Origin of the sequence: Bacillus inaquosorum KCTC 13429 (genome assembly GCF_000332645.1) — a bacterium.
GTDB lineage: Bacteria > Bacillota > Bacilli > Bacillales > Bacillaceae > Bacillus > Bacillus inaquosorum.
In genome coordinates, this window is the sequence record NZ_AMXN01000002.1 from 493,586 (window position 1) to 514,695 (window position 21,110).

A 21,110-nucleotide genomic window follows, 5' to 3' on the forward strand; every position below is an offset into this window, starting at 1 on the left:
CATATCCCCTTTTATTCGCCTTTGAACTGAGGCTTTCTTTTTTCGAGAAATGCCTGGATGCCTTCTTTGGCGTCCTCTGACTCAAATGCTTCTCCAAACCGCTTCGCTTCAAGCTTTAAGCTGCCTTCATAGGAATACACCTTGTTTGAGTAAAGAAGCTCAAGCAGTGATGCCAGCGTTTGCGGGCTTTTTTCTGCAAACTTAGCGGCAAGTGCTTTTGCTTTTTCAAGCACTTCTGCTTCATCCTTTGCTCCAATTGACACAAGCCCGAGATCAAGCGCTTCTTTTCCGGATATCGGTTCTCCAGATCCGATGAGCTCAAGCGCTTTGGCTGTACCGATATATCTTGGTAGACGCTGTGTCCCCGCAAAACCCGGTATAATACCGAGGTTAAGCTCCGGGAGCCCCAGTTTGGCATCTTCTGCCGCAATTCTGATATGACAAGCCATCGCAAGCTCCAGCCCTCCGCCAAGAGCAGCACCGTGAATCGCTGCGATAATCGGTTTCGGGAAGCCTTCAATTCTTTCCATCAGCTGCTGGCCGCGCTCAGCCAGCAGTGAGGAATCCTCATTGCCTTTAAGTGATGTAAATTCTTTAATATCAGCGCCGGCTGAGAAAAATCTTCCCTCACCGTGAATGATAATGCTTCGTACGCCTGCATCTGTCTCACATTGATCAAGACAGGAGGACAGCTCTTCTAATATCCGGCTGGAAAGCGCATTTGCCGGCGGATGGTGAATCGTCAAAACTGCCACAAATTGATCAACTGCCAGTGATATTGCATTCATAGGACAGAACCCCTTTACTTATTGTGAATTCCGGACACCAACAATTCTAAAACGCTGTCTGACAAGGCAGCGAGATCGTACTTTTGGTCATTCATAACCCAAGTTGTCACAGTTTCGTCAATCGTTCCAAAAATCATCTGCCGGGCGAGGCGGACATCGAGGCCCTCTTTTAATTCGCCTGATTGTATGCCTTCGGTCAAGATGCCATCTAAAATATTTAAGTAGCCTTTTAATATTTCATTGATTTTCTGGCGCAGCTCCAAGTTTGACTGGCGGAGCTCAAGCTGAGTGACAATCGCGAGATTATGGTCATCGGCTAAAAGGGAAAAATGCTTTGAAATCACAAGCGCCAGTTTCTCTTTCGCTGTTGTCTTTTCTTTTATGTCCTCTTCCATCCGCTCAATAAATTGGCCCATTTTTTCTTTGAAAAGAGAAATTAAAATGTCTTCTTTGTTTTTGAAATAGAGATAGATGGTGCCGTCCGCTACTCCGGCTTGTTTGGCAATTTTGGATACCTGTGACTGGTGGTAGCCGTTTTCCGCAATGACTTCTACTGCTGCATCAATAATCTGCATATACTTTGGCCGTTTTTGCTTCAATGTTCATCGTTCCTTCCTATAGAAATGAATGACTATTCATTCATAATTTCATGATAAAAAGGATTTTCGGCTTTGTCAAGTTTATTCACAGGTGTTCTCTTTTTCTTCTGTTATTTGATGTGATGATTTTCAATTTCTTCTTCGAGTAAACGCCTTCTTAAAATTTTCCCGACCGCTGTTTTCGGTAGCTCTTTTCTGAACTCATAGGCTTTCGGCACCTTGTAAGGAGCGAGGCGGGATCTGGCAAATGCGTCCAGTTCTTCTGCATCGGCTTTTGCATCTTTCTTTAACACGACAAATGCTTTTACTGTTTCTCCCCTGTAGGAATCGGGCACACCTGCAACCACAATTTCCTGGATGGCTTCATGTTCATAAAGCACCTCTTCGACTTCACGCGGGTAAATATTATAACCGCCGGCGATAATGATGTCCTTCTTCCTGTCGGCAATATAGAAAAAGCCCTCTTCATCCATATAGCCCATGTCTCCGGTGAACAGCCAGCCGTCTCTTAGTACAGCGGCGGTTTCCTCCGGTTTGTTCCAATATCCTTTCATAACTTGCGGACCTTTTACAATGATTTCTCCATGCTCATATGGAGCGGCAAACTCACCCGTCTCCTCAGAATAGATCGCTGCGTCAGTACCCGGCCAAGGACAGCCGATACTGCCCGGCTTGTTTTTCCCCCAGATAAAATTGGCGTGCGTCACTGGTGATGCCTCAGACAAACCATAGCCTTCCACAAGCTTTCCGCCAGTCACCTTTTCAAATTTCTGCTTTACCTCAACAGGCAGCGCGGCTGATCCGCTAAGACAGCTTTTAATGGATGACAGATCATAATGCTGCAATTCGGGGTGATGCAAAAGGCCGATGTAAATCGTCGGTGCGCCTGGAAAGAGCGTCGGTTTTTGTTTGTCGATAATTTTGAGCGTATCGAGCGGATCAAACTTAGGAAGAAGAATCATTTCGAAGCCTAGTTTAATCGAATAATTCATCACTGCCGTCAGACCGTAAACATGAAAAAACGGGACGATGCCAAGCACTTTTTCAGCGCCTTCGTTCACATCGTGCATCCAAGCGGCGCACATTTCAGTATTGGCCAAAATATTTTGGTGCGTGAGCATAACCCCTTTTGGAGCCCCCGTTGTTCCTCCGGTATACTGAAGAACAGCAATATCATGTTCAGGATCGATCTTCGGGATTGTCAGAAGTTCCATTTTTTCCTGCTTCATGCTGGAGGCGAACGTGTGAATGTGATCTTTTTTGTCAAAATCGATGTGCACTTTTTGTTTTTGCGTCAGCGGGTAAAGAATATTTTTCGGAAAAGGCAAATAGTCTTTTATGCTGGTTATCAAAATCTGATCGACAATTGATAACGTTTTCATTTTTATTGCCTTCGGGAAAAGTAAATCTAAGGTGATGATCACGCTTGCCTCAGCATCTCTCAGCTGGTATTCTAGCTCGTGCTCGGTATAAAGCGGATTCGTCTGCACCACGATGCCGCCGGCAATCAAGACGCCATAATAGGAAATGACCGATTGCGGGCAATTGGGCAGCATAACAGCCACTCTGTCTCCTTTTTGCAGGCCATTGCATTGCAAAAAAGCTGCGAGTTTAAGAGCATCCGTCAGAATGTCATGAAAGGTGAGTTTTTTTCCATAAAAAGATATTGCGGTTTTGTCAGGGAATTGTGCGGCGGAGTCTGTCAGGATGGATTGCAGGGTTTTGTTCGGCAATGGAAGCTCATGTGGGATATCGTCGGGATACTCGGCAAGCCACGGCTTTTGAGACTGCATAAAACCTCCCCTTTCGGTTTTAGAGTTCCACCCTATCATTATAGCAGATGGACGGCAAAAAAAAGAAAAAGAAAGGTAAATCTTTCTTTTTCTCATGATGCGAACAGATATATAAGACCAATTACCAAAAAGATTCCCGCCGCGGCGAGCAGTACTTTTGCAAGCTTTTCCATCTATTCTCCGTCCCCTTATATTCCGGCTGCCACCACAAATGAAAGCCCGACAGAAATGACAAATGAAATAAAGCCGACAGCCCGGTTATCATTCTCGATTTCCTGATCAATTTTAAACCGCGGAGTCAAAAACTCAAAAATAAAGTAACTGATCAGAAGCATAACAAACCCGTAAACGCCCCAGCCGATCATTTGCAGCAGAGAATTGTGCTGGGAGATGGAATGCTGAAACACGTTTGCGATTCCTAAAATTTTTCCGCCGGTCGCCATTGCCACCGCAAGATTTCCTTTTTGAATCTCTTCCCAGTTTTTATAAGCCGTCACCAGCTCAAACACAGTCAAAAAGAGGACGAGGCAGAGAACCGCGACACTGTAATATGCCGCGATTTCCACAAGCTCGTTTTCCCAAAAATCACTCATGGCCATACTCCCTTTTATTTTAGTTCAACAACCGTAACGCCTGATCCTCCCTCACCTGCTTCACCGAAACGGGAGCTTTTAACGCTGCGATGGTTTTTCAGGAGATCCTGCACGCCTTTTCTTAAAGCGCCGGTTCCTTTTCCGTGGATGATTGACACTCTTGGATATCCGGCTAATACTGCATCATCCAAGTATTTTTCAACACGGCTGAGGGCATTTTCATAGCGTTCGCCGCGAAGGTCAAGTTCAAGCGATACGTGGTAGTCCTTCCCTTTGACCGCCGTAATGATTTTTTCTTTTTTTGGTTCTGGAGCTGATTTGATAAACTCCAGGTCTTTTTCTTTTACTTTCATTTTTAAAATTCCGATTTGAACATTCCATTCATTGCCGCCGGTTTTTTCAAGCAGTGTTCCTTTTTGCCCGAAGGTGAGGACTTTCACCTCATCACCAGGCTTGAAGTCGCGTTTTTGCGTTTTCGGTTTTTCTGGTTTTTTGGACTTTTCAAAAGTAGGAACTGCGCCTTCTAACCGTTTCTTCGCGTTGATCAGCTCGTGATCCTTGAAAGATTTGTGTTCTTCTTTTATTGAGCGCAATTCATGAATAATATCTTCGGCTTCTTTCGTTGCCGCTTTTACTTTTTCAGCCGCTTGCTGTTCAGCCTCTTCGAGCATTTTGTCTTTTTTGCTGTTGAGCTCGATAATTTGCTGCTGCAGCTCTTTATGCAGCTTTTCTGCTTCTTTTCTGATTGATTCCGTCTCAGAAAGTTCTTCTTCCGCGCGTTTTTTGCTTTGTTCGAGCGACGCAATCATCGTGTCGACTTCGTTATGCTCGGCCGTCATTTCTGATTTGGCCTGCCCGATAATATGGTCCGGGAGTCCGAGGCGTTTTGAAATTTCGAAGGCGTTGCTTCGTCCCGGCACACCAATTAAAAGTTTATAGGTTGGTGACAGTGTTTCAATGTCAAATTCGACGCTGGCATTCATGACGCCTTCTCTGTTATAGCCGTACGCCTTCAATTCCGGGTAATGCGTCGTGGCTAACACTCTAGCATTGGTGCGATGCACGTCATCCAAGATGCTCATGGCGAGAGCCGCCCCTTCCTGCGGGTCTGTCCCTGCGCCCAGTTCATCGAAAAGCACAAGACTGTTTTCATTGACATGTTCTAAAATGTCGACAATGTTCACCATATGGGATGAGAACGTACTTAAGCTTTGCTCAATCGATTGTTCATCGCCGATATCAGCAAACACATGCTCAAATACGGCGGCTTCTGACCCTTCATCTGCCGGAATATGAAGTCCGGATTGCGCCATCAAGGTTAACAGGCCTAACGTTTTAAGGGTGACTGTTTTCCCCCCGGTGTTTGGCCCTGTAATGACAATGGTTGAAAAATCGCCGCCAAGCTCGATGTCATTAGCAACCACTTGATCAGGCGGAAGCAATGGGTGGCGTGCCTTTTTCAAACGGACAAAGCCGTTGTCGTTCACGATCGGTTTTGTCGCTTTGACCGCTTTTGCATATCTTGCTTTTGCAAAAATAAAGTCAAGCGTCTGCAGCACTTGCAAATCTTGAAAGAGCTCTTCTGTGTGCTCCGCCGTATGCTCTGTGAGCACGCGCAAAATCCGTTCAATTTCTTGCTTTTCTTTCACTTTCGCCTGCTGAAGCGAGTTGTTCATATCTACGATCGCCTGCGGTTCAATGAACAGTGTCGCGCCTGAGGAAGAGGTATCATGCACAATTCCTCCGTAGCTTGATCTGTACTCTTGTTTGACCGGGATCACAAAACGGTCATTCCGAATCGTAACGATCGTATCAGACAGCATTTTTGAAGCGGAGGAGGAGCGCAGCATGGACTCTAACCGGTCTCTGATTCTCGATTCGAGTGTTTTGAGCTGTGTGCGGATTCCTCTTAATGTTCCTGATGCATGATCAAGCACTTCTCCGTGATCATCAATGCAGGAATTAATGTCCCGTTCTAAATCAGAAAGCGTGATAAGCTGTTCAGCATGCTGATGGATCAGCGGAATGTCGACGCCGTCTTCAGCCATTTGGCTGATAAAATGTTTCATTTGTTTAACTGCGTAAAGCAGACCTGAGATCTCAGTGAATTCTGAAGGACTGAGAACACTGCCGATTTCCGCCCGTCTTAACGCTCCTCTAATATCAGTAAGGCCGCCAAATGGCGCCTGCCCTCTCAGCCGGATAATGGCGGAAGCTTCATCTACTTCATCAAGCTGTTTTTTGATTTCGTCTATAGAAGCAGAAGGCTTAAGCTCGAGAAGCATTTCTTTTCCGAGCGATGAAGCGGCGTGCTCAATAACCTGTTCTTTCACTTTATGAAATTCAAGAGCTGATAATACTTTTTGCTGCACGATTGTGTGAGCCTCCTTACTTAATCGTTGCGCTTCAGGAATGCCTCTACGTCTTTAAGCGACCGGGCATTCAGAACGTTTTTCGTTTCCGTCCATCCTTTGCGCGCGGCAGTAACGCCGGTTTTCATATCGTCTAACATCTCAATATTATGGGCATCGGTATTAATGACCAATGTGACCCCTTGTTCGTTTGCTTTGATTAAATGTTCTGTGCGCAAATCGAGGCGCGCAGGGTTGGCGTTGAGTTCAAGCGCCGTATTTGTTTTCTTCGCAAGCTCAATCAGCTTATCAATATCGATTTCGTAACCGGCCCGTCTGCCGATCAGGCGTCCGGTCGGATGTGCGATAATGTCAACATGCTTGTTGGTCAGTGCCGTCTCAAGCCGTTTCATAATGACGTGTTCCGGCTGATTAAAGCTGGAATGAATCGATGCAATAACGATGTCCATTTCGGCCAGCACGTCGTCATCATAATCAAGCGTACCGTCAGGCAGAATATCCATCTCGACGCCTTTCAAGATCCGGAAATTCTCGAACTCAGCATTCAGTGCGTCAATTTCTTTTGCCTGCTGCTTGAGCCTTTCTGCAGTCAGCCCGTTGGCAACCTTTAAATATTGCGAGTGATCGGTGATCGCCATATATTGATAGCCTTTTTCCATGCATGCTTCAGCCATCTCTCTGATAGAAAACGCCCCATCGCTCCACGTTGAGTGCATGTGGAGATCTCCCTTGATTTGCTCGGGCTCTATCAATTCAATGCTGTCGCTGTAGGTTTCCACTTCTTGCCCGCTTTCACGGAGCTCCGGCGGAATCAGTGGCAGGCCGAAGTGCGCATAAAATTCACGTTCACTCGGAAATGTTTTGATATCTCCGGTTTCAACTGTCTCGACGCCGTATTCACTGATCCGCTCGCCGCGTTCTTTCGCGATTTGGCGCATCTTAATGTTGTGATCCTTTGATCCCGTAAAATGATGGAGTGTTGTCGGAAACTGCTCTTCCGTGACAAGACGGAAATCAACGCTTGTTTCATATTCAAAGGAAAGGATAACGGACACCTTCGTATCTCCGCTCGCGATCACGCTTTTGATGTTTGGCAGTGCAAGCAGCTGCTCTCTTACTTCAGCAGGGCGATCTGTGGCAATGATATAATCCAGATCCTTCACCGTTTCCCGCGCTCTGCGGAGACTTCCGGCACGGGAAAATTTGATGATATCCGTAAATTGAGAAAGATGCTCTTCAATGTCCCGGGCGATCCGGAGGGCGTAGCCGATCGGGAACCGTTCAGGCTGTTTTCCGGCTTCCCCGAGCGCCTGTAATATTTTTTCTTCTGATTTTTTGCCAAAACCCGCAAGACCTTGTACCTTTTGCTGTTCACAGGCTTCCTTCAGAGATTCTGCATCATGTACGCCGAGCTCTTTATACAGCTTTGCGATTTTTTTGCCGCCGAGGCCCGGTAGCTTCAATAAAGGCACGAGTCCTTCCGGCACTTCTTTCTGCAGCGATTCGAGTGTGCTTGACTTTCCTTCATCTATATACTCTTTAATGACGCTGTACGTTCCTTTTCCAATGCCGGACAGCGACATCATATCGTCCATTTCTGATAAACTGCGGTCATCCTGTTCCAGGGCTGCCGCTGCTTTTCGGAAGGCGGATACTTTAAACGGGTTGTCCCCTTTGAGTTCCATGTAGACTGCAATGGTTTCAAGCAGCCGGATAATATCTTTTTTATGCATACAATAACCCCCAGACGTTCACATATGTTTCCATCATACTTGAAAAAAACTTCTCCGGACAAGAGAAGTTTTTTATGCCCCGTACTGTGTCCACAGCTCTTGTAGGAGCCCTGACAAATACGGTGTATGGTTAATGATCACATTTGCGAGAGACGATTGCCCCATCATTTGCTGCAAAGCATCTACCGGAAGCACGGATGCAACATACAGCAACACAAATGTAAATAAATAGACTTCAAGAAAACCGAGAACGGCGCCCAGCACCTGGTTGATTTGTTTAATCACCGGAATGCCGGCTACAATACTCAAGAATGAGCCTATGATTCTCAGTAAAATTTTAGCGATAATAAATAAAACGATAAACGCAATCGCATTATAGTAGGCTGCTTCCAAATTTCCCGTGAAAAAAGAAAGAGCCGGCTGTCCCGCTGAAAAATCGGGTGCGGGAATCCACTTTAAATGCGGCGCCACATTTTTATAGAATAAAGCCGCAAAGGCGATCGATAAAATAAAGCTCGTCAAGCGGATAAACTGCAGAATAAAACCGCGTTTTAATCCCAGTAAAGTCCCCATCAGGAGCAAGATTAAGATGATGATATCTAGCATAGTTGTTCAATCCTTTTCTTTAAGCTGACGCTCCAGTTTCTCATATTTTTCTTGTAATTTGACATAATCGTGCACCACATTTACCGCTGTCAGCACTGCAAGTTTATTTATATCAAGGTATGGATTTTTTTCATTGATTTCTCTCATTTTATCATCAACAATTCCGGCGACATACCTCATATGGGCTTTGCTTTCTTCACCGACAATCGTGAAGTGCTGGCCGTAAATGTCAACGGTTGTTTTTGTTTTTTTGCCGTCAGACAACGTTTCTCCTCCATTCCGCGAGAATCCTAGTTCTTATCATAACACGTTTATTAAATGAATGGAAAGACGAGCCTCCCGCTGTTATGATACACTGGTATATACAGCGAAAAGTGTAAAAAAAGGAGATTATTACGTGTCCCATTCTGTGATAAAAGTACCGTTGTCTGCTATTGACCAAATGAAAATGACGTATAGCGGTTCGCTTACTGCCTCTGTTCCGCAGGGAGCCGTTTTTCAGGCGAAACCGCCAGGCTGTACCATTACAGCATATAAATCCGGCAAGGTCTTGTTTCAAGGCAAAAACGCAGCGGCAGAATCAGCGCGCTGGGGAACAGCAGAGCCGCAGGAAAAGAAGAAAACGGCCAAAAAACCGGCTGATCCCCGCTATGTTCCTCCGGCAAATATCGCCGGAATGTCTGTTATCGGCTCTGACGAGGTCGGAACTGGAGATTACTTTGGCCCGATGACGGTTGTATGCGCGTACGTCGACAAAACCATGCTTCCTTTAATGAAGGAACTCGGTGTTAAGGACTCTAAAGACTTAAAGGACCCGCAAATCATTGAGATTGCCCGAAACCTGATCAAAACCATTCCGTACAGCCTGCTTGTGTTAAAGAATGATAAGTACAACAGCATGCAGGAAAAAGGCATGAGCCAAGGGAAAATGAAAGCCTTGCTGCACAATCAGGCCATCACCCATTTGTTAAGAAAAATGGACGGGGTAAAGCCTGAGGCCATTTTGATTGACCAATTCGCTGAGCCTGGCGTCTACTTCAATCATTTAAAGGGCAGAGACATTGTGAAGGAGCGGACCTATTTTAGCACAAAGGCTGAAGGCATTCACCTGTCAGTCGCCGCTGCTTCAATCATTGCAAGATATTCGTTTTTAATGGAAATGGATAAACTATCGCGTGAGGCAGGAATGACGCTTCCGAAAGGGGCCGGCCCGCACGTGGATGAGGCGGCTGCCAAGCTGATCCTTAAAAAAGGGGCATCCGCTCTCAGAGCCTATACAAAACTCCATTTTGCCAATACGCAGAAAGCGCAGCGCCTTGCCGCTAAAAAACGTTCATAGAAAAAAGCTTGCAGATAAATCTGCAAGCTTTTTTATTAGCCTCTTAAAACGGCCTGATATTTGTCTTCTAACGCCTTCAGCACTTTGCTGTGCGCCTTTGTCACTTCTTCTTCAGTCAGGGTTTGTTCAGGGTTTACATATTGAAGTGAGAAAGCAACTGACTTTTTACCTTCCTCCATATGCTCGCCTTCGTATACGTCAAAGACGGATACTTCTTTCAGAAGCTTTCCGCCAGTCTCTTTAATGACGCTTTCGAGCTGGCCGCTTGTGACGGATTTATCTGTTACAAGCGCGATATCACGTGTCACAGACGGATATTTTGGAATCGCCGTGTAAACAAGCGGCGCTGTTTCCGCTGCGAGTAACGCATGAAGATCAAGCTCAAACACGTATGTCTCTTTTATATCCAGTTCTTTTTCCAATGAAGGATGGACTTGGCCGATGAAGCCGATAAGAGAACCATTCAATAGAATGTTCGCTGTTCTGCCTGGGTGCAGCTGTTTGCGTTCAGACTGAACAAATTCAATGCTGTCGAGGACGTTCAGTTTTTCTAACAGCCCTTCTACAATTCCTTTGGCGACGAAGAAATCAACCGTTTTTTTCTCGCCCTGCCACAGCTGCTTGCGCCATAATCCGGTAACAGCTCCTGCCACGCGTTCTGTTTCAACAGGTTTTGTGTCCTCTTCCTTCGTCAGGAAAACGGAGCCGACTTCGTACAGTGCGACTGAGTCAGTCTGTCTCGCCAGGTTGTAAGAAACGGAGTCAAGCAGATTCGGAACTAGACTGTGTCTGAGAATGCTTCTTTCTTCACTCATCGGAAGCGCAAGCACAGTGTTCAGTGATTTTTCAATCGCAAACGCTGCCGCTTTCTTCTCGTTTGTCAGTGAGTAAGTGATGGCTTGTGACAAGCCTGCGCCTTCAAGAAAACGTCTGACTTTACGGCGTTTTGCCTGATATGGCGTTAATCCGCCTGTTGTTCCCGCTGTCTCAGGAAGCGTAGACGGAATGTTATCATAGCCGTACAGTCTTGCTGCTTCTTCAATTAAATCCTCTTCGATTGTAATGTCACCGCGGCGTGATGGAACTGTCACGACGAGCAAATCATTTGCTTCACCGACAGTAAAGCCGAGACGATTATAAATGCTGATCAGTTCTTCTTTGCTGATTGTCATGCCGAGGACGCTGCTCACTTTGTCAGCAGAAACATGAATGTTATTCGCTTCGATTGTCAGGTGATCTTCCTCAACCGTTCCAGCGAGCACTTCACCGCCTGCATACAGATGGATTAGCTGTGCAGCCCGTTCTGCCGCAAGACGTACGCGCGCCGGATCAATGCCTTTTTCAAATCTTACGCTTGATTCACTTCTCAAACCAAGATCTTTGGAAGCCTTGCGAACCGTCTGTCCGTTGAAGTACGCAGCCTCAAGCAAAATCGTTTTCGTATCTTCCTGAACCTCTGACTCTGCTCCTCCCATGACACCGGCAACGGCTTGCGCTTTCGTTCCGTTCGTAATAACAAGGTGATCGGCAGACAGCTTACGTTCTTGATCATCAAGGGTTAAGATCGTTTCATTTTCAGCTGCTTTTCTTACTACGACTTCCTTGGAGCCGAATCTGTCATAATCAAACGCGTGAAGCGGCTGTCCGTATTCCAGCAGGACAAAGTTTGTGATGTCAACAACGTTGTTGTGCGGGCGAATGCCTGCATTCATCAGCTTTGTCTGCATCCAAAGCGGTGACGGAGCAATCGTGACGTTTTTAATGATTTTTGCAGTATACAGCGGGTTCGCTTCTTGATCTTCGACTTTGACAGCGATGTAATCAGACGCTTGTTCTGAAGCAGCCGGATAATCCGTTTGCGGAAGTTTTACCTCTGTATCTAAAATCGCCGCAACCTCGTAAGCAACACCAAGCATGTTCATGGCATCCGCGCGGTTTGGCGTTAAACCAAGCTCAAGGATCGCATCGTCAAGCTGTAAAGCCGCTAAGGCATCGTTTCCTGTTTCAGCGTCATTCGGGAATACAAAAATGCCTTCCGCATACTCCTTCGCCACAAGCTTGCTTTCAATGCCAAGCTCCTGTAAAGAACAGATCATGCCGTTTGATTCTTCACCGCGAAGCTTTGCCTTTTTGATTTTGAAATTGCCCGGCAGCACCGCTCCGACTGTTGCAACTGCGACTTTTTGTCCTTTATCCACATTCGGCGCGCCGCAAATGATTTGTACAGGTGCTTCCGCTCCGATATCAACAAGGCATTTATTCAGCTTATCAGCATTCGGATGCTGCTCGCGCTCCAGCACGTGGCCGATGACAACGCCTTTGATGCCTTCCCCTTTGTATTCAATTCCTTCAACCTCAATGCCGGCTCTTGTAATTTTCTCAGCAAGAACAGCCGGATCCATGCCTTTTATGTCAACATAATCCTCTAACCATTTATAAGAAACAAACATCCTAGCATCCTCCTCTTACGCCTGTTTAAACTGCGAAATAAATCTGACATCGTTTGTATAGAAGTGGCGGATATCATCAATGCCATATTTCAGCATTGCGATGCGCTCAACACCCATTCCGAATGCGAAGCCCTGATATTCCTTCGGATCAAAGCCAGCCATTCTCAGCACGTTCGGGTGAACCATGCCGGCGCCGAGGATTTCGATCCAGCCTGTTCCTTTACATACTGAGCAGCCGTTTCCTCCGCATTTAAAGCATGTCACGTCTACTTCTACTGAAGGCTCAGTAAACGGGAAGAAGCTTGGGCGGAGTCTGATTTCGCGGTCTTCCCCGAACATTTTTTTCGCAACGAGTTCAAGCGTTCCTTTTAAATCACTCATGCTGATGTTTTTGTCAACGACAAGCCCTTCAATTTGCATAAATTGGTGAGAGTGCGTCGCATCATCGTTATCACGGCGGTATACTTTACCCGGACAAATGATTTTAACCGGCCCTTTGCCTTCGTGCTTTTCCATCGTCCGTGTCTGAACTGGAGAAGTTTGCGTTCTCATCAGAGTTTCCTCTGTAATGTAAAAGCTGTCCTGCATATCGCGCGCAGGGTGTTCTTTCGGCAGGTTGAGCGATTCGAAGTTGTAGTAATCCGTTTCAACCTCTGGTCCTTCCTCGACTGTGTAGCCCATACCGATAAATAAATCTTCAATTTCTTCAATGACAACTGTGAGCGGATGGCGGCCGCCGACTGCGACAGGGTTCCCCGGCAGCGTGACGTCGATTGTCTGTCCCGCAAGCTTCTGCTTCATTTCTTCTTCTTCAAGCTTCTCGTTTTTGATAGCAATCGCATTGGCGATACGCTCTCTTACTTCGTTCGCGAGCGCGCCCATTTTCGGACGTTCCTCAGCAGAAAGTTTGCCCATTCCGCGCAGCACTTCTGTAATCGGCCCTTTTTTTCCGAGATATTGCACCCGAATATCATTGACAATCTTTAATGAGCTTGCCGCTTCTACTTGTTCTAAAGCTTCTTGTTCCAGCTGTTTTAGCTTTTCTTCCATTTTGCATCCTCCTTTTATGTAAACAAACCGTTATATGTCTTTGGAAAACAAAAAAAACTCGTCCCTTGTACAAGGGACGAGTTGTGGCCGCGGTACCACCCTTATTTCAGACAGACTGATGCTGTCGTCAGCTTCATTGACATAACGGAATCAGATTCCGGTTCACCTTTACGCGCAATGTGCGCGGTCCCGGCGACAACTCAAGAGGTGAAGACAATTTCCGGCTGCGTTAAAAATGCTCTCAGTCAGCGGCATTTTCTCCCTGGAAAGCAGTTGATCAGAAATTGAGGTCCTCTGTCACGGTTTTTCAAATATTATGTTCTATTATAGAGAAATCCAACGCTTCGCGCAACACTATCCTCGCAAGTGATACACGAGGATGGCAGCCGCAATCGCAACGTTCAGTGATTCAGCCTGTCCGTAAAGCGGCACGTACAGGTTCAAATCCGTTTTTTCCAGCAAGGCGGCATCCACCCCTGCCCCTTCATTTCCTACAATGAGCGCAAAGGATTCAGCCTGAGGCATATCCCTGTAAGGCGCTCCGTTTTGCAGCGCCGTGCCGTACACTTTTACCCCCTCTGCTTTCAATTCATCCACATATGTATGCAGGTTTCTTCTCACAACAGGAATATGAAAGTGAGAACCTTGTGCGGATCGAAGCGTTTTTCCGTTAAAGGCGTCCGCCGTGCCGTCACCGAGCACAACCGCATCTAAACCGGCCGCATCTGCCGTCCGAATCATCGTGCCGAGGTTTCCCGGATCTTGAACAGCGTCAATCAGCAGCACCCGCTGAGGCGACGCCAGTTTTTCTTCAGGCATATGGCACACAGCGGCGATCTGCTGCGGCGTTTCAGTTTCAGTAACAGCTGAAAACGCATCTTCACTCAGCACGTAGCACTGGATGCTTACATCAAGTTCTGACGGAATTTTCGTTTCATCCTTTACAAGGATTTCTTTCACCGTGCCCGGGCTCTTGAGCGCCTCTTCAACAAGATGTTCTCCCTCAATCAGAAATGTATTCGTTTTTGTTCGTTCTTTTTTCGTGTGAAGCTTTTTCCAATCCTTCACTTTTTGGTTTTTTGCGGATTCTATTTGTTTCACTGTCTGTGTGGCTCTCCTTTTTTTAACATGATGTTATTATATCGCAAGAACAGCACATAATAAACCAGGTGCAGGGTTAGAATATACGTATAACATTTTAGGAAAAGGAGCGTTTTTACATGGATCTTAATTTACGTCATGCCGTCATTGCCAATGTAACCGGCAATAATCAGGAGCAGCTTGAACATACAATTGTGGATGCGATTCAAAGCGGTGAAGAAAAAATGCTTCCGGGGCTCGGCGTTTTATTCGAAGTCATTTGGCAGCACGCATCCGAGAGTGAGAAAAACGAAATGCTAAAAACGCTTGAAGGCGGATTAAAACCCGCCCAATAAGACATGAAACCGGGTGACAGCGCCCGGTTTTTTTCTTATATAATAAAAACATGATGAGGGGGATCGCCATGTTTTTACAACCGTTATTAGCGAAAAAAATCATTGCTGAAGTCAAAAAAATGTACGAACGTGAAGTCATTATTGTGAACACAGACGGTCTCATTATGGCAAGCACAAATGATGAGCGGGTCGGACGTTTTCATGAGGGAGCGCTCATCTGCGCAAAAGAGAAGCGCAATGTCATTATTACAAAAGAAGATGAAAAGAAATTAAAAGGAGTGAAGGCAGGCCTGAATCTCCCTGTATTTTCTGACCGTGATGTGATCGCCGTCTTCGGGCTGACAGGCGAGCCCGCTGAGATTCAGCCATACGGGGAGCTGCTTCGGAAAATGACAGAGCTGTTCATTAAGGAATCGTGGCATTTAGAGCAGTCCCAGTGGCGTGAGAGAATGCTGGAGTCCTTTATGATTGATTGGCTGCAATTAAAAGAATGGTCACCCGGTTTTCTGGAGAAAGCCCTGCTTCTTGGTATTGACCTTGCCTCCCCGCGCCAAATGATTCTCATTCAAGGATATGAGTGGTCACGCTATGAAATTGAACAAATGACACATATCTGGAAATCAGCGTACCCTTCGGATTTGTTCATCAGGTGGGGAAATGAACGGATTCTGATTAATCACGAAGTGCCAAAACATGAACAGAGGGATCGGCTTTTACGGCAGATTCTTCTCATTTGTTCGTTTGCTCATACCGCAAACAGCCGATATGCAGCAGCTGGCGCCGGAAGGGCTGTTGCAAGCTCCAGCCTGACAGACTCATACGAGCAAGCGGAAAAAGCGCTGGCTGTCAGCCTTAAGCGAAAAACGCCCATCTTCGAAGAGGATCTGAAGCTTGATATGTGCCTGACTGAGATCAGCCCTGGTACCCGTAATGAATTTCCGCAAAGGGTATTCCGTGAGGCACTTCAACGTCTGGAGCTTATGAATACGATACGGACTTTCTTTCATCACGATTTGTCTTTGAAACAAACCGCTGAAGACATGCATATACACATCAATACATTACGTTATCGTCTGTCTAAGGCTGAACAGCTGACAGGTTTGCGTTTTGACCGCACTGAGGACATCGTCACAATGTATGTTGCACTCTATTTTTTAGATCAAGATACAAAATAAAGAGAGTTTCAGTTTCATTATTTATATGTTTCTCCATGGAAGGCTTTGCTTTTTTTCTTTTACAATAGATTAAAAGCGTTTTTTGACAGGGGGATGGGTGAATGATCACCAAAGATGTAAAAAAACAGCTGATACAAATCGTCGGACCGGAAAACTTTGATGACTCCAATGCCGGGCGTCTCGTCTATTCATATGATGCGACGCCGCAGTTTCAGTCTATGCCTGATGCCGTGATTGCACCGAGGAATACAGATGAAGTATCACGAATTTTAGCGATTTGCAGCGAACATCAAGTGCCGATTGTTCCAAGAGGATCAGGGACAAACCTGTGCGGCGGCACGTGCCCGACTGAAGGCGGACTTGTTCTTCTCTTTAAGCATATGAACCGGATTCTTGAGATTGATGAAGAAAATTTGACCGCCACAGTCCAGCCGGGCGTCATTACGCTGGATATGATCCGCGCGGTTGAAAGCAAGGGTTTGTTTTATCCGCCTGATCCGAGTTCTATGAAAATATCAACCATGGGCGGAAACATCAATGAAAATTCCGGCGGGCTCCGCGGATTAAAATACGGCGTCACCCGCGACTATGTTATTGGGCTGGAGGTTGTGCTCGCAAATGGTGACATCATCCGCACCGGCGGAAAACTCGCAAAGGATGTGGCCGGATACGATCTCACACGTCTTTTTGTCGGCTCAGAAGGAACACTCGGCATTGTGACAGAGGCAATCGTCAAACTCGTTCCAAAGCCGGAAACAAAGAAGACGCTGCTTGCCCTTTATGAAAATATCGACGCCGCTGCTCAAACGGTATCAGACATCATTGCCGCAAAAATCATACCCGCCACGCTTGAATTTCTCGACCAACCTACACTTTTGGTGATTGAGGATTATGCCAGAATCGGCCTTCCGACAAACGCAAAGGCGGTTCTGTTAATTGAGCAAGACGGACCGCTTGAAATCGTAGCACGGGATATGGAAAAGATTGAGGCGATTTGCAAAAAAGGCGACGCCGTTTCCGTTCAGACCGCACAAACAGAGGAGGAAGCGTTTGCCCTGACTGAAGCCCGGCGTTCTGCACTTTCTGCCCTAGCCCGCCTCAAGCCGACGACGATTTTAGAGGATGCGACCGTTCCTCGCTCAGAAATCGCCAATATGGTAAAAGCGATTAATGATATTGCTGCTAAATATGATATTTCCATCTGCACCTTCGGCCATGCGGGAGACGGGAACCTTCACCCGACATGCACGACAGACATAAGAAATGAGGATGAAATGGAACGTGTCGAACAGGCTTTTGCCGAGATTTTTGAGAAAGCGATTGAACTTGGCGGGACGATAACCGGGGAGCACGGAGTCGGGGCCATGAAGGCGCCTTACTTGGAAATGAAGCTGGAAAAAGAAGGTATTGCCGCGATGAAAGCGCTGAAAGCGGCATTTGATCCCCGTAACATATTAAATCCCGGCAAAATATTTGCGAAAGACGCCAGAAAACGTGTGGTGACGGAAAGATGACAACAGAAAAAGAAATGAAACAGATCCAATATGAGTTTAAAGAGCGCATGGATGAAGGCGAGCTTTTGAATTGTATGCGCTGCGGCTTCTGTCTTCCTTCCTGCCCGACCTATATCGAATCGGGATTTCAGGAAACTCACTCTCCGCGCGGGCGCATCGCCTTAATGAAAGCCGTAGCCGATGGTATGATTGAACCGGATGAAGATGTCGAACGGTCGCTGTCACTTTGCCTCGGCTGCCGCGCCTGTGAACCTGTATGCCCGTCAGGCGTGAAATACGGACAGCTGCTTGAGGAAGCCAGAGATATTATCCACCAAAATAAAAAACACTCGCTCGGCGCACGTGTCATGCGAAAGGCGGCTTTTCACGAGCTGTTTCCGCATCAAAACCGCATGCGCTCAGCTGTAAGCCTTATCGGTTTGTATCAGCGGTCAGGGCTGCAAACCGCTGTGCGTAAAACCGGTATGCTTCGCGTCCTGCCGGAGCATTTGCGGACGATGGAAGCTGTTCTTCCTGATGTTCCCAAAAGCAAAGACATGAAGCATCGGCCGCGTTTACTGCCGTCAATTGGCCCCATGAAAAAACGAGTTGCCTTTTTTTCGGGCTGCTTAATGGATACAATGTTTTTACCGACCAACAATGCCACACTAAAACTTTTACAGCTGGCAGGCTGTGACATTGTCATCCCGCCTGAACAGGCTTGCTGCGGTGCCCTTCATGGACACAGCGGTGAAAAAAACGCAGGCAAGGAGCTCGCGAAACAAAATATCGCTGCTTTTGAAGCGTTAGACGTGGATGCTGTCATTACAAACGCAGGAGGATGCGGAGCCTTTCTCACTGAATATGATCATTTGCTGAAGGATGACCCCGAGTGGTCGGAACGGGCTGCTGCGTTTGTTCAGAAGCTGAAAGATTTTTCGTCCGTTTTGGTTGAGCTCGATTTCCATCAGATGGACCTAGCACTCGAGACGCCGCAGATCATTACCTATCAAGATTCATGCCATCTAAGAAATGTGATGCATACGTCGCTCGAGCCCCGCCAGCTTCTTCAAAGCATCAAGGGAACCGAATTCAGAGAGATGGATAAAGCGGACAGCTGCTGCGGATCAGCGGGAATTTATAACATCGTGGAAGCTGAGATGTCTATGAAAATACTGGACAGTAAAATGGCTGCCGTCAAAGCAACCGAAGCGATCGTCATTGTGACAGCAAATCCAGGCTGTTTGCTGCAGATGAAACTCGGCATTGAACGCGAAGGACTAAGCGGTAAAGTCAAAGCCGTTCACCTGGCTGATTTGCTGCTGGAAGCAGCTGGACACAGGACATCATAAGAAAGCCCAAAACAGAAATTGTTTTGGGCTTGTTCGTTATTCCATCGGACTGCAAATTTCAATATAATGTCCATCTGGGTCTGCGATATAAGCGACCGTCTGCCCCCATGGCTTCACTTTAGGCTCTCCAATAATCGTGACGCCTTGTTCTCTCACCCTTTTGATGACTGCTTCTACATTTTCAGTCACAAATCCGATTTCAAATGTGTGCGAAGCAGATGTATCTGGAATGTCTAGCGGCGTGATTTCTCTGGCGCTCTCTCGCGTATTAAGTGCCAATATCGTAGAACCTGTTTCAAATTCGACATACGTGCCGTGTTCAGCACGAATCGGCAGTCCTAAAATATCCTGATAAAAATGAATGGCCCGCTTGCTGTCTGATACGTATAGAATAAGATATTTCATTGATAGATTCATTTCCAATCCTCCTTAAATTTTTCATTAGCCCTTCTATCCCGGGATAGATGCTTCCATCCTTAAGCTCGGATCTTTCCACATCTGTGCCCATTTTTTTACTGCTGCAACGATAATGATGAAGCCTAACAACAGCATGATGATCGATAATACGCCATTCAATACACTATATCCTGCTGCTTCTGGATTGAGATACACATGGCGCACCATCCAATAGCCCGCATAATTGACAGTGACATATAAATAGGCAAGCGGGATAAGGCAGGTCAGAATGTAACGGCGTTTATCGGCGATTTTCAGTACTATCGTCGCTCCGATAATCAGCCCCACTGAAGCCATCAGCTGATTGGACACGCCGAACAGCGCCCAAATGGAACCGATATCCCCTGAATACAGCAAATACCCCCACATCAAGCAGGCAAGCGCGCTGGCAAATACAGATCCCGGAATCCAGTCTGTTTTCTTCAGCGGCTTATACACCTCTCCGAAGAAATCCTGAATCAAATAACGGGCAACACGTGTGCCGGCGTCAATCGCTGTTAAAATAAATACAGCTTCAAACATAATGACAAATTGGAAAAAATATGAGGCCAAATGGCTGAAAAACGGCATTCCGGTAAAAATATAAGTCATTCCTACCGCAAGCGTGACGGCTCCCCCTGTTCTTCCTTCTAAGTCCAAACCGATTTCCCTGCTCAATTCAGGCAAATGTACGACATCCATGCCGAGCGTACGGAAAACCTCAGGTGTGCTGTTAATCGCAAAGTAATCAGCAGGCTGCAAGGCGGTTGCCGCAATCAGTGCCATGATACCGACAAGACACTCGACAAGCATTGCACCGAACGCAACCGGCTTCATATCACTCCACTTATTCAGCATTTTCGGCGTCGTTCCTGAACCGACAAAAGCATGGAATCCCGAGATCGCACCGCAGGCAATGGTTATTGAAATAAATGGCCAGACGGGCCCTGCCAGCACCGGCCCTCCGCCTTTTACGAATTCTGTAAACGCAGGAAACGGGATGGAGGGATTGACGACAAACACCCCAGCAATCAAAGCGATAAAAACACCGATTTTCATAAAGCTGCTTAAATAATCACGCGGTGCGAGAAGCAGCCAAACAGGAAGCGCCGCTGCAAAGAACGCATAAACAGGAAGTGCTACTGAAAGCGTTTTCGTATCTAGCGTTAAAAAGTCACCGAGCGCGGTAGTCTGCACCCATGGGCCGATAAAGACTCCTGCCATTAAAAAGAGAAAACCGATTGTTGACGTGAGCTTTAAATTTCCTGTTTTCTTATAAAATAAGCCCACGCCCATCGCAATCGGAATCGTAATCCCTACCGCAAACGTTCCCCACGGATTGCGTTCAAGCGCGTGCAGCACAACCATCGACAGGCCCGCCATCGTAATCGTGATAATAAACAGCATGGACAGGCCCGTGCAAAATCCGGCAACAGGGCCGAGCTCATCCTTCGCCACTTCCGACAGCGACTTTCCATTTTTGCGCATCGATGCAAACAGCACAACAATATCATGGACGGCTCCCCCTATTACCGCCCCGATTAACAGCCATAATAACCCCGGCAAATAGCCGAACTGCGCGGCCAGAATCGGTCCGACCAGCGGCCCGGCCGCTGCGATCGCCGCAAAATGATGGCCGAACGAAACCCATTTATTTGTAGGCACATAGTCTTTTCCATCCTCAAGCGCGTGAGCAGGCGTCGGCTTGTCATCATTCACTTTGAGAACCTTCACCATCATAAATGTTCCGTATAAACGATAGGCCATAGCCAAAATACACATTGACGCTATCACAATTGTAACCGCATTCATTTTCTCCCATCCCCTTTGCTGTTTTTCATAAATATATCACAATTTCATAGTGAAAAGCGGTCATTTTTTCCTATACAAAAAAGC

20 protein-coding genes are annotated in these 21,110 nt (G+C 46.7%); 6 read left to right on the top strand and 14 right to left on the bottom strand.

All coding sequences use genetic code 11. From position 1 onward, the window contains the following. Positions 1 to 11 precede the first annotated feature (11 nt). The 8 genes from BSI_RS14030 to zapA all read right to left on the bottom strand — a co-directional run bounded on the left by BSI_RS14030 (position 12) and on the right by zapA (position 8,748). Entirely contained in the window at positions 12 to 788 is a 777-nt protein-coding gene (locus tag BSI_RS14030; RefSeq protein ID WP_003237668.1) for an enoyl-CoA hydratase, read from the bottom strand. A 14-nt stretch (positions 789 to 802) separates the two neighbouring features. Next, on the bottom strand, positions 803 to 1,387 hold the full coding sequence (gene fadR, locus BSI_RS14025; protein WP_003237670.1) for a fatty acid metabolism transcriptional regulator FadR: 585 nt from the start codon (positions 1,385 to 1,387) through the stop codon (positions 803 to 805). A 110-nt stretch (positions 1,388 to 1,497) separates the two neighbouring features. Next, complete coding sequence (lcfA, locus tag BSI_RS14020; RefSeq protein WP_003237672.1) at positions 1,498 to 3,180, bottom strand: long-chain-fatty-acid--CoA ligase LcfA; 1,683 nt, start codon at positions 3,178 to 3,180, stop codon at positions 1,498 to 1,500. 188 nt (positions 3,181 to 3,368) lie between these two features. Then, entirely contained in the window at positions 3,369 to 3,773 is a 405-nt protein-coding gene (locus tag BSI_RS14015; protein ID WP_003237674.1) for a DUF350 domain-containing protein, read from the bottom strand. 14 nt (positions 3,774 to 3,787) lie between these two features. Beyond that, positions 3,788 to 6,145 carry an endonuclease MutS2 gene (locus BSI_RS14010; RefSeq protein WP_003237676.1) on the bottom strand — a complete coding sequence of 786 codons (2,358 nt, stop codon included), beginning with the start codon at positions 6,143 to 6,145 and terminating at the stop codon, positions 3,788 to 3,790. A 20-nt stretch (positions 6,146 to 6,165) separates the two neighbouring features. Next, a complete protein-coding gene (gene polX / locus BSI_RS14005) occupies positions 6,166 to 7,878 on the bottom strand; it encodes a DNA polymerase/3'-5' exonuclease PolX (protein ID WP_003237678.1) in 1,713 nt (570 codons plus the stop codon). A gap of 72 nt (positions 7,879 to 7,950) precedes the next feature. Then, entirely contained in the window at positions 7,951 to 8,484 is a 534-nt protein-coding gene (locus BSI_RS14000) for a CvpA family protein (RefSeq protein ID WP_003237680.1), read from the bottom strand. A 6-nt stretch (positions 8,485 to 8,490) separates the two neighbouring features. After that, a complete protein-coding gene (gene zapA / locus BSI_RS13995) occupies positions 8,491 to 8,748 on the bottom strand; it encodes a cell division protein ZapA (RefSeq protein ID WP_003237682.1) in 258 nt (85 codons plus the stop codon). Positions 8,749 to 8,881: 133 nt separating this feature from the next. Between zapA and rnhC the strand changes: the two genes are divergently transcribed. After that, a complete protein-coding gene (gene rnhC, locus BSI_RS13990) occupies positions 8,882 to 9,823 on the top strand; it encodes a ribonuclease HIII (protein WP_003237684.1) in 942 nt (313 codons plus the stop codon). Positions 9,824 to 9,858: 35 nt separating this feature from the next. Here rnhC and pheT read toward each other — a convergent pair whose 3' ends face one another. Both pheT and pheS read right to left on the bottom strand, forming a co-directional pair. Beyond that, positions 9,859 to 12,273: a phenylalanine--tRNA ligase subunit beta gene (gene pheT, locus BSI_RS13985; RefSeq protein ID WP_003237686.1), complete on the bottom strand. Its 2,415-nt coding sequence runs from the start codon at positions 12,271 to 12,273 to the stop codon at positions 9,859 to 9,861. 15 nt (positions 12,274 to 12,288) lie between these two features. Then, positions 12,289 to 13,323 carry a phenylalanine--tRNA ligase subunit alpha gene (gene pheS / locus BSI_RS13980; protein ID WP_003237687.1) on the bottom strand — a complete coding sequence of 345 codons (1,035 nt, stop codon included), beginning with the start codon at positions 13,321 to 13,323 and terminating at the stop codon, positions 12,289 to 12,291. 81 nt (positions 13,324 to 13,404) lie between these two features. Here pheS and BSI_RS0120950 point away from each other — a divergent pair, with 81 nt between their 5' ends. Further along, positions 13,405 to 13,611: a hypothetical protein gene (locus tag BSI_RS0120950; RefSeq protein WP_032731923.1), complete on the top strand. Its 207-nt coding sequence runs from the start codon at positions 13,405 to 13,407 to the stop codon at positions 13,609 to 13,611. 66 nt (positions 13,612 to 13,677) lie between these two features. Here the strand turns inward: BSI_RS0120950 and BSI_RS13975 are convergent, their stop codons facing one another. Continuing rightward, on the bottom strand, positions 13,678 to 14,424 hold the full coding sequence (locus BSI_RS13975) for a TrmH family RNA methyltransferase (RefSeq protein WP_003237689.1): 747 nt from the start codon (positions 14,422 to 14,424) through the stop codon (positions 13,678 to 13,680). 119 nt (positions 14,425 to 14,543) lie between these two features. Here BSI_RS13975 and sspI point away from each other — a divergent pair, with 119 nt between their 5' ends. From sspI to BSI_RS13955, 4 genes are all read left to right on the top strand, one after another. Further along, positions 14,544 to 14,759, top strand: coding sequence for a small acid-soluble spore protein SspI (sspI, locus tag BSI_RS13970; RefSeq protein WP_003222464.1), 216 nt, complete (start codon positions 14,544 to 14,546; stop codon positions 14,757 to 14,759). A 68-nt stretch (positions 14,760 to 14,827) separates the two neighbouring features. Then, positions 14,828 to 15,934, top strand: a complete 1,107-nt coding sequence (locus BSI_RS13965; protein WP_003237691.1) for a CdaR family transcriptional regulator — start codon at positions 14,828 to 14,830, stop codon at positions 15,932 to 15,934. Between the two features lie 101 nt (positions 15,935 to 16,035). Next, positions 16,036 to 17,448: a glycolate oxidase subunit GlcD gene (gene glcD / locus BSI_RS13960; RefSeq protein ID WP_003237693.1), complete on the top strand. Its 1,413-nt coding sequence runs from the start codon at positions 16,036 to 16,038 to the stop codon at positions 17,446 to 17,448. After that, positions 17,445 to 18,779, top strand: coding sequence for a (Fe-S)-binding protein (locus BSI_RS13955; RefSeq protein ID WP_003237696.1), 1,335 nt, complete (start codon positions 17,445 to 17,447; stop codon positions 18,777 to 18,779). Before glcD ends, BSI_RS13955 begins: the two co-directional genes overlap by 4 nt. 36 nt (positions 18,780 to 18,815) lie before the next feature. On the opposite strand, the gene BSI_RS13950 is transcribed toward BSI_RS13955, so the two are convergent. From BSI_RS13950 to cstA, 3 genes are read right to left on the bottom strand one after another with little or no spacing between them, the layout of a single operon-like run. Further along, on the bottom strand, positions 18,816 to 19,184 hold the full coding sequence (locus tag BSI_RS13950; protein WP_249033935.1) for a VOC family protein: 369 nt from the start codon (positions 19,182 to 19,184) through the stop codon (positions 18,816 to 18,818). Beyond that, complete coding sequence (locus tag BSI_RS23015; protein ID WP_080030802.1) at positions 19,099 to 19,287, bottom strand: hypothetical protein; 189 nt, start codon at positions 19,285 to 19,287, stop codon at positions 19,099 to 19,101. The genes BSI_RS13950 and BSI_RS23015 overlap by 86 nt, the downstream gene beginning before the upstream one ends. Then, on the bottom strand, positions 19,230 to 21,026 hold the full coding sequence (cstA, locus tag BSI_RS13945; protein ID WP_003237701.1) for a carbon starvation protein CstA: 1,797 nt from the start codon (positions 21,024 to 21,026) through the stop codon (positions 19,230 to 19,232). Before cstA ends, BSI_RS23015 begins: the two co-directional genes overlap by 58 nt. Between the last annotated feature and the right edge of the window lie 84 nt (positions 21,027 to 21,110).

What these genes read in the sequence shown, in the direction of transcription:
- BSI_RS23015 (WP_080030802.1), bottom strand. Translation starts at nt 19,287, where the DNA reads ATGGGCACAGATGTGGAAAGATCCGAGCTTAAGGATGGAAGCATCTAT.
- glcD (WP_003237693.1), top strand. Translation starts at nt 16,036, where the DNA reads ATGATCACCAAAGATGTAAAAAAACAGCTGATACAAATCGTCGGACCG.
- BSI_RS14030 (WP_003237668.1), bottom strand. Translation starts at nt 788, where the DNA reads ATGAATGCAATATCACTGGCAGTTGATCAATTTGTGGCAGTTTTGACG.
- BSI_RS13965 (WP_003237691.1), top strand. Translation starts at nt 14,828, where the DNA reads ATGTTTTTACAACCGTTATTAGCGAAAAAAATCATTGCTGAAGTCAAA.
- BSI_RS14015 (WP_003237674.1), bottom strand. Translation starts at nt 3,773, where the DNA reads ATGAGTGATTTTTGGGAAAACGAGCTTGTGGAAATCGCGGCATATTAC.
- BSI_RS13950 (WP_249033935.1), bottom strand. Translation starts at nt 19,184, where the DNA reads ATGAAATATCTTATTCTATACGTATCAGACAGCAAGCGGGCCATTCAT.
- lcfA (WP_003237672.1), bottom strand. Translation starts at nt 3,180, where the DNA reads ATGCAGTCTCAAAAGCCGTGGCTTGCCGAGTATCCCGACGATATCCCA.
- polX (WP_003237678.1), bottom strand. Translation starts at nt 7,878, where the DNA reads ATGCATAAAAAAGATATTATCCGGCTGCTTGAAACCATTGCAGTCTAC.
- BSI_RS14000 (WP_003237680.1), bottom strand. Translation starts at nt 8,484, where the DNA reads ATGCTAGATATCATCATCTTAATCTTGCTCCTGATGGGGACTTTACTG.
- BSI_RS13955 (WP_003237696.1), top strand. Translation starts at nt 17,445, where the DNA reads ATGACAACAGAAAAAGAAATGAAACAGATCCAATATGAGTTTAAAGAG.
- pheS (WP_003237687.1), bottom strand. Translation starts at nt 13,323, where the DNA reads ATGGAAGAAAAGCTAAAACAGCTGGAACAAGAAGCTTTAGAACAAGTA.
- cstA (WP_003237701.1), bottom strand. Translation starts at nt 21,026, where the DNA reads ATGAATGCGGTTACAATTGTGATAGCGTCAATGTGTATTTTGGCTATG.
- pheT (WP_003237686.1), bottom strand. Translation starts at nt 12,273, where the DNA reads ATGTTTGTTTCTTATAAATGGTTAGAGGATTATGTTGACATAAAAGGC.
- sspI (WP_003222464.1), top strand. Translation starts at nt 14,544, where the DNA reads ATGGATCTTAATTTACGTCATGCCGTCATTGCCAATGTAACCGGCAAT.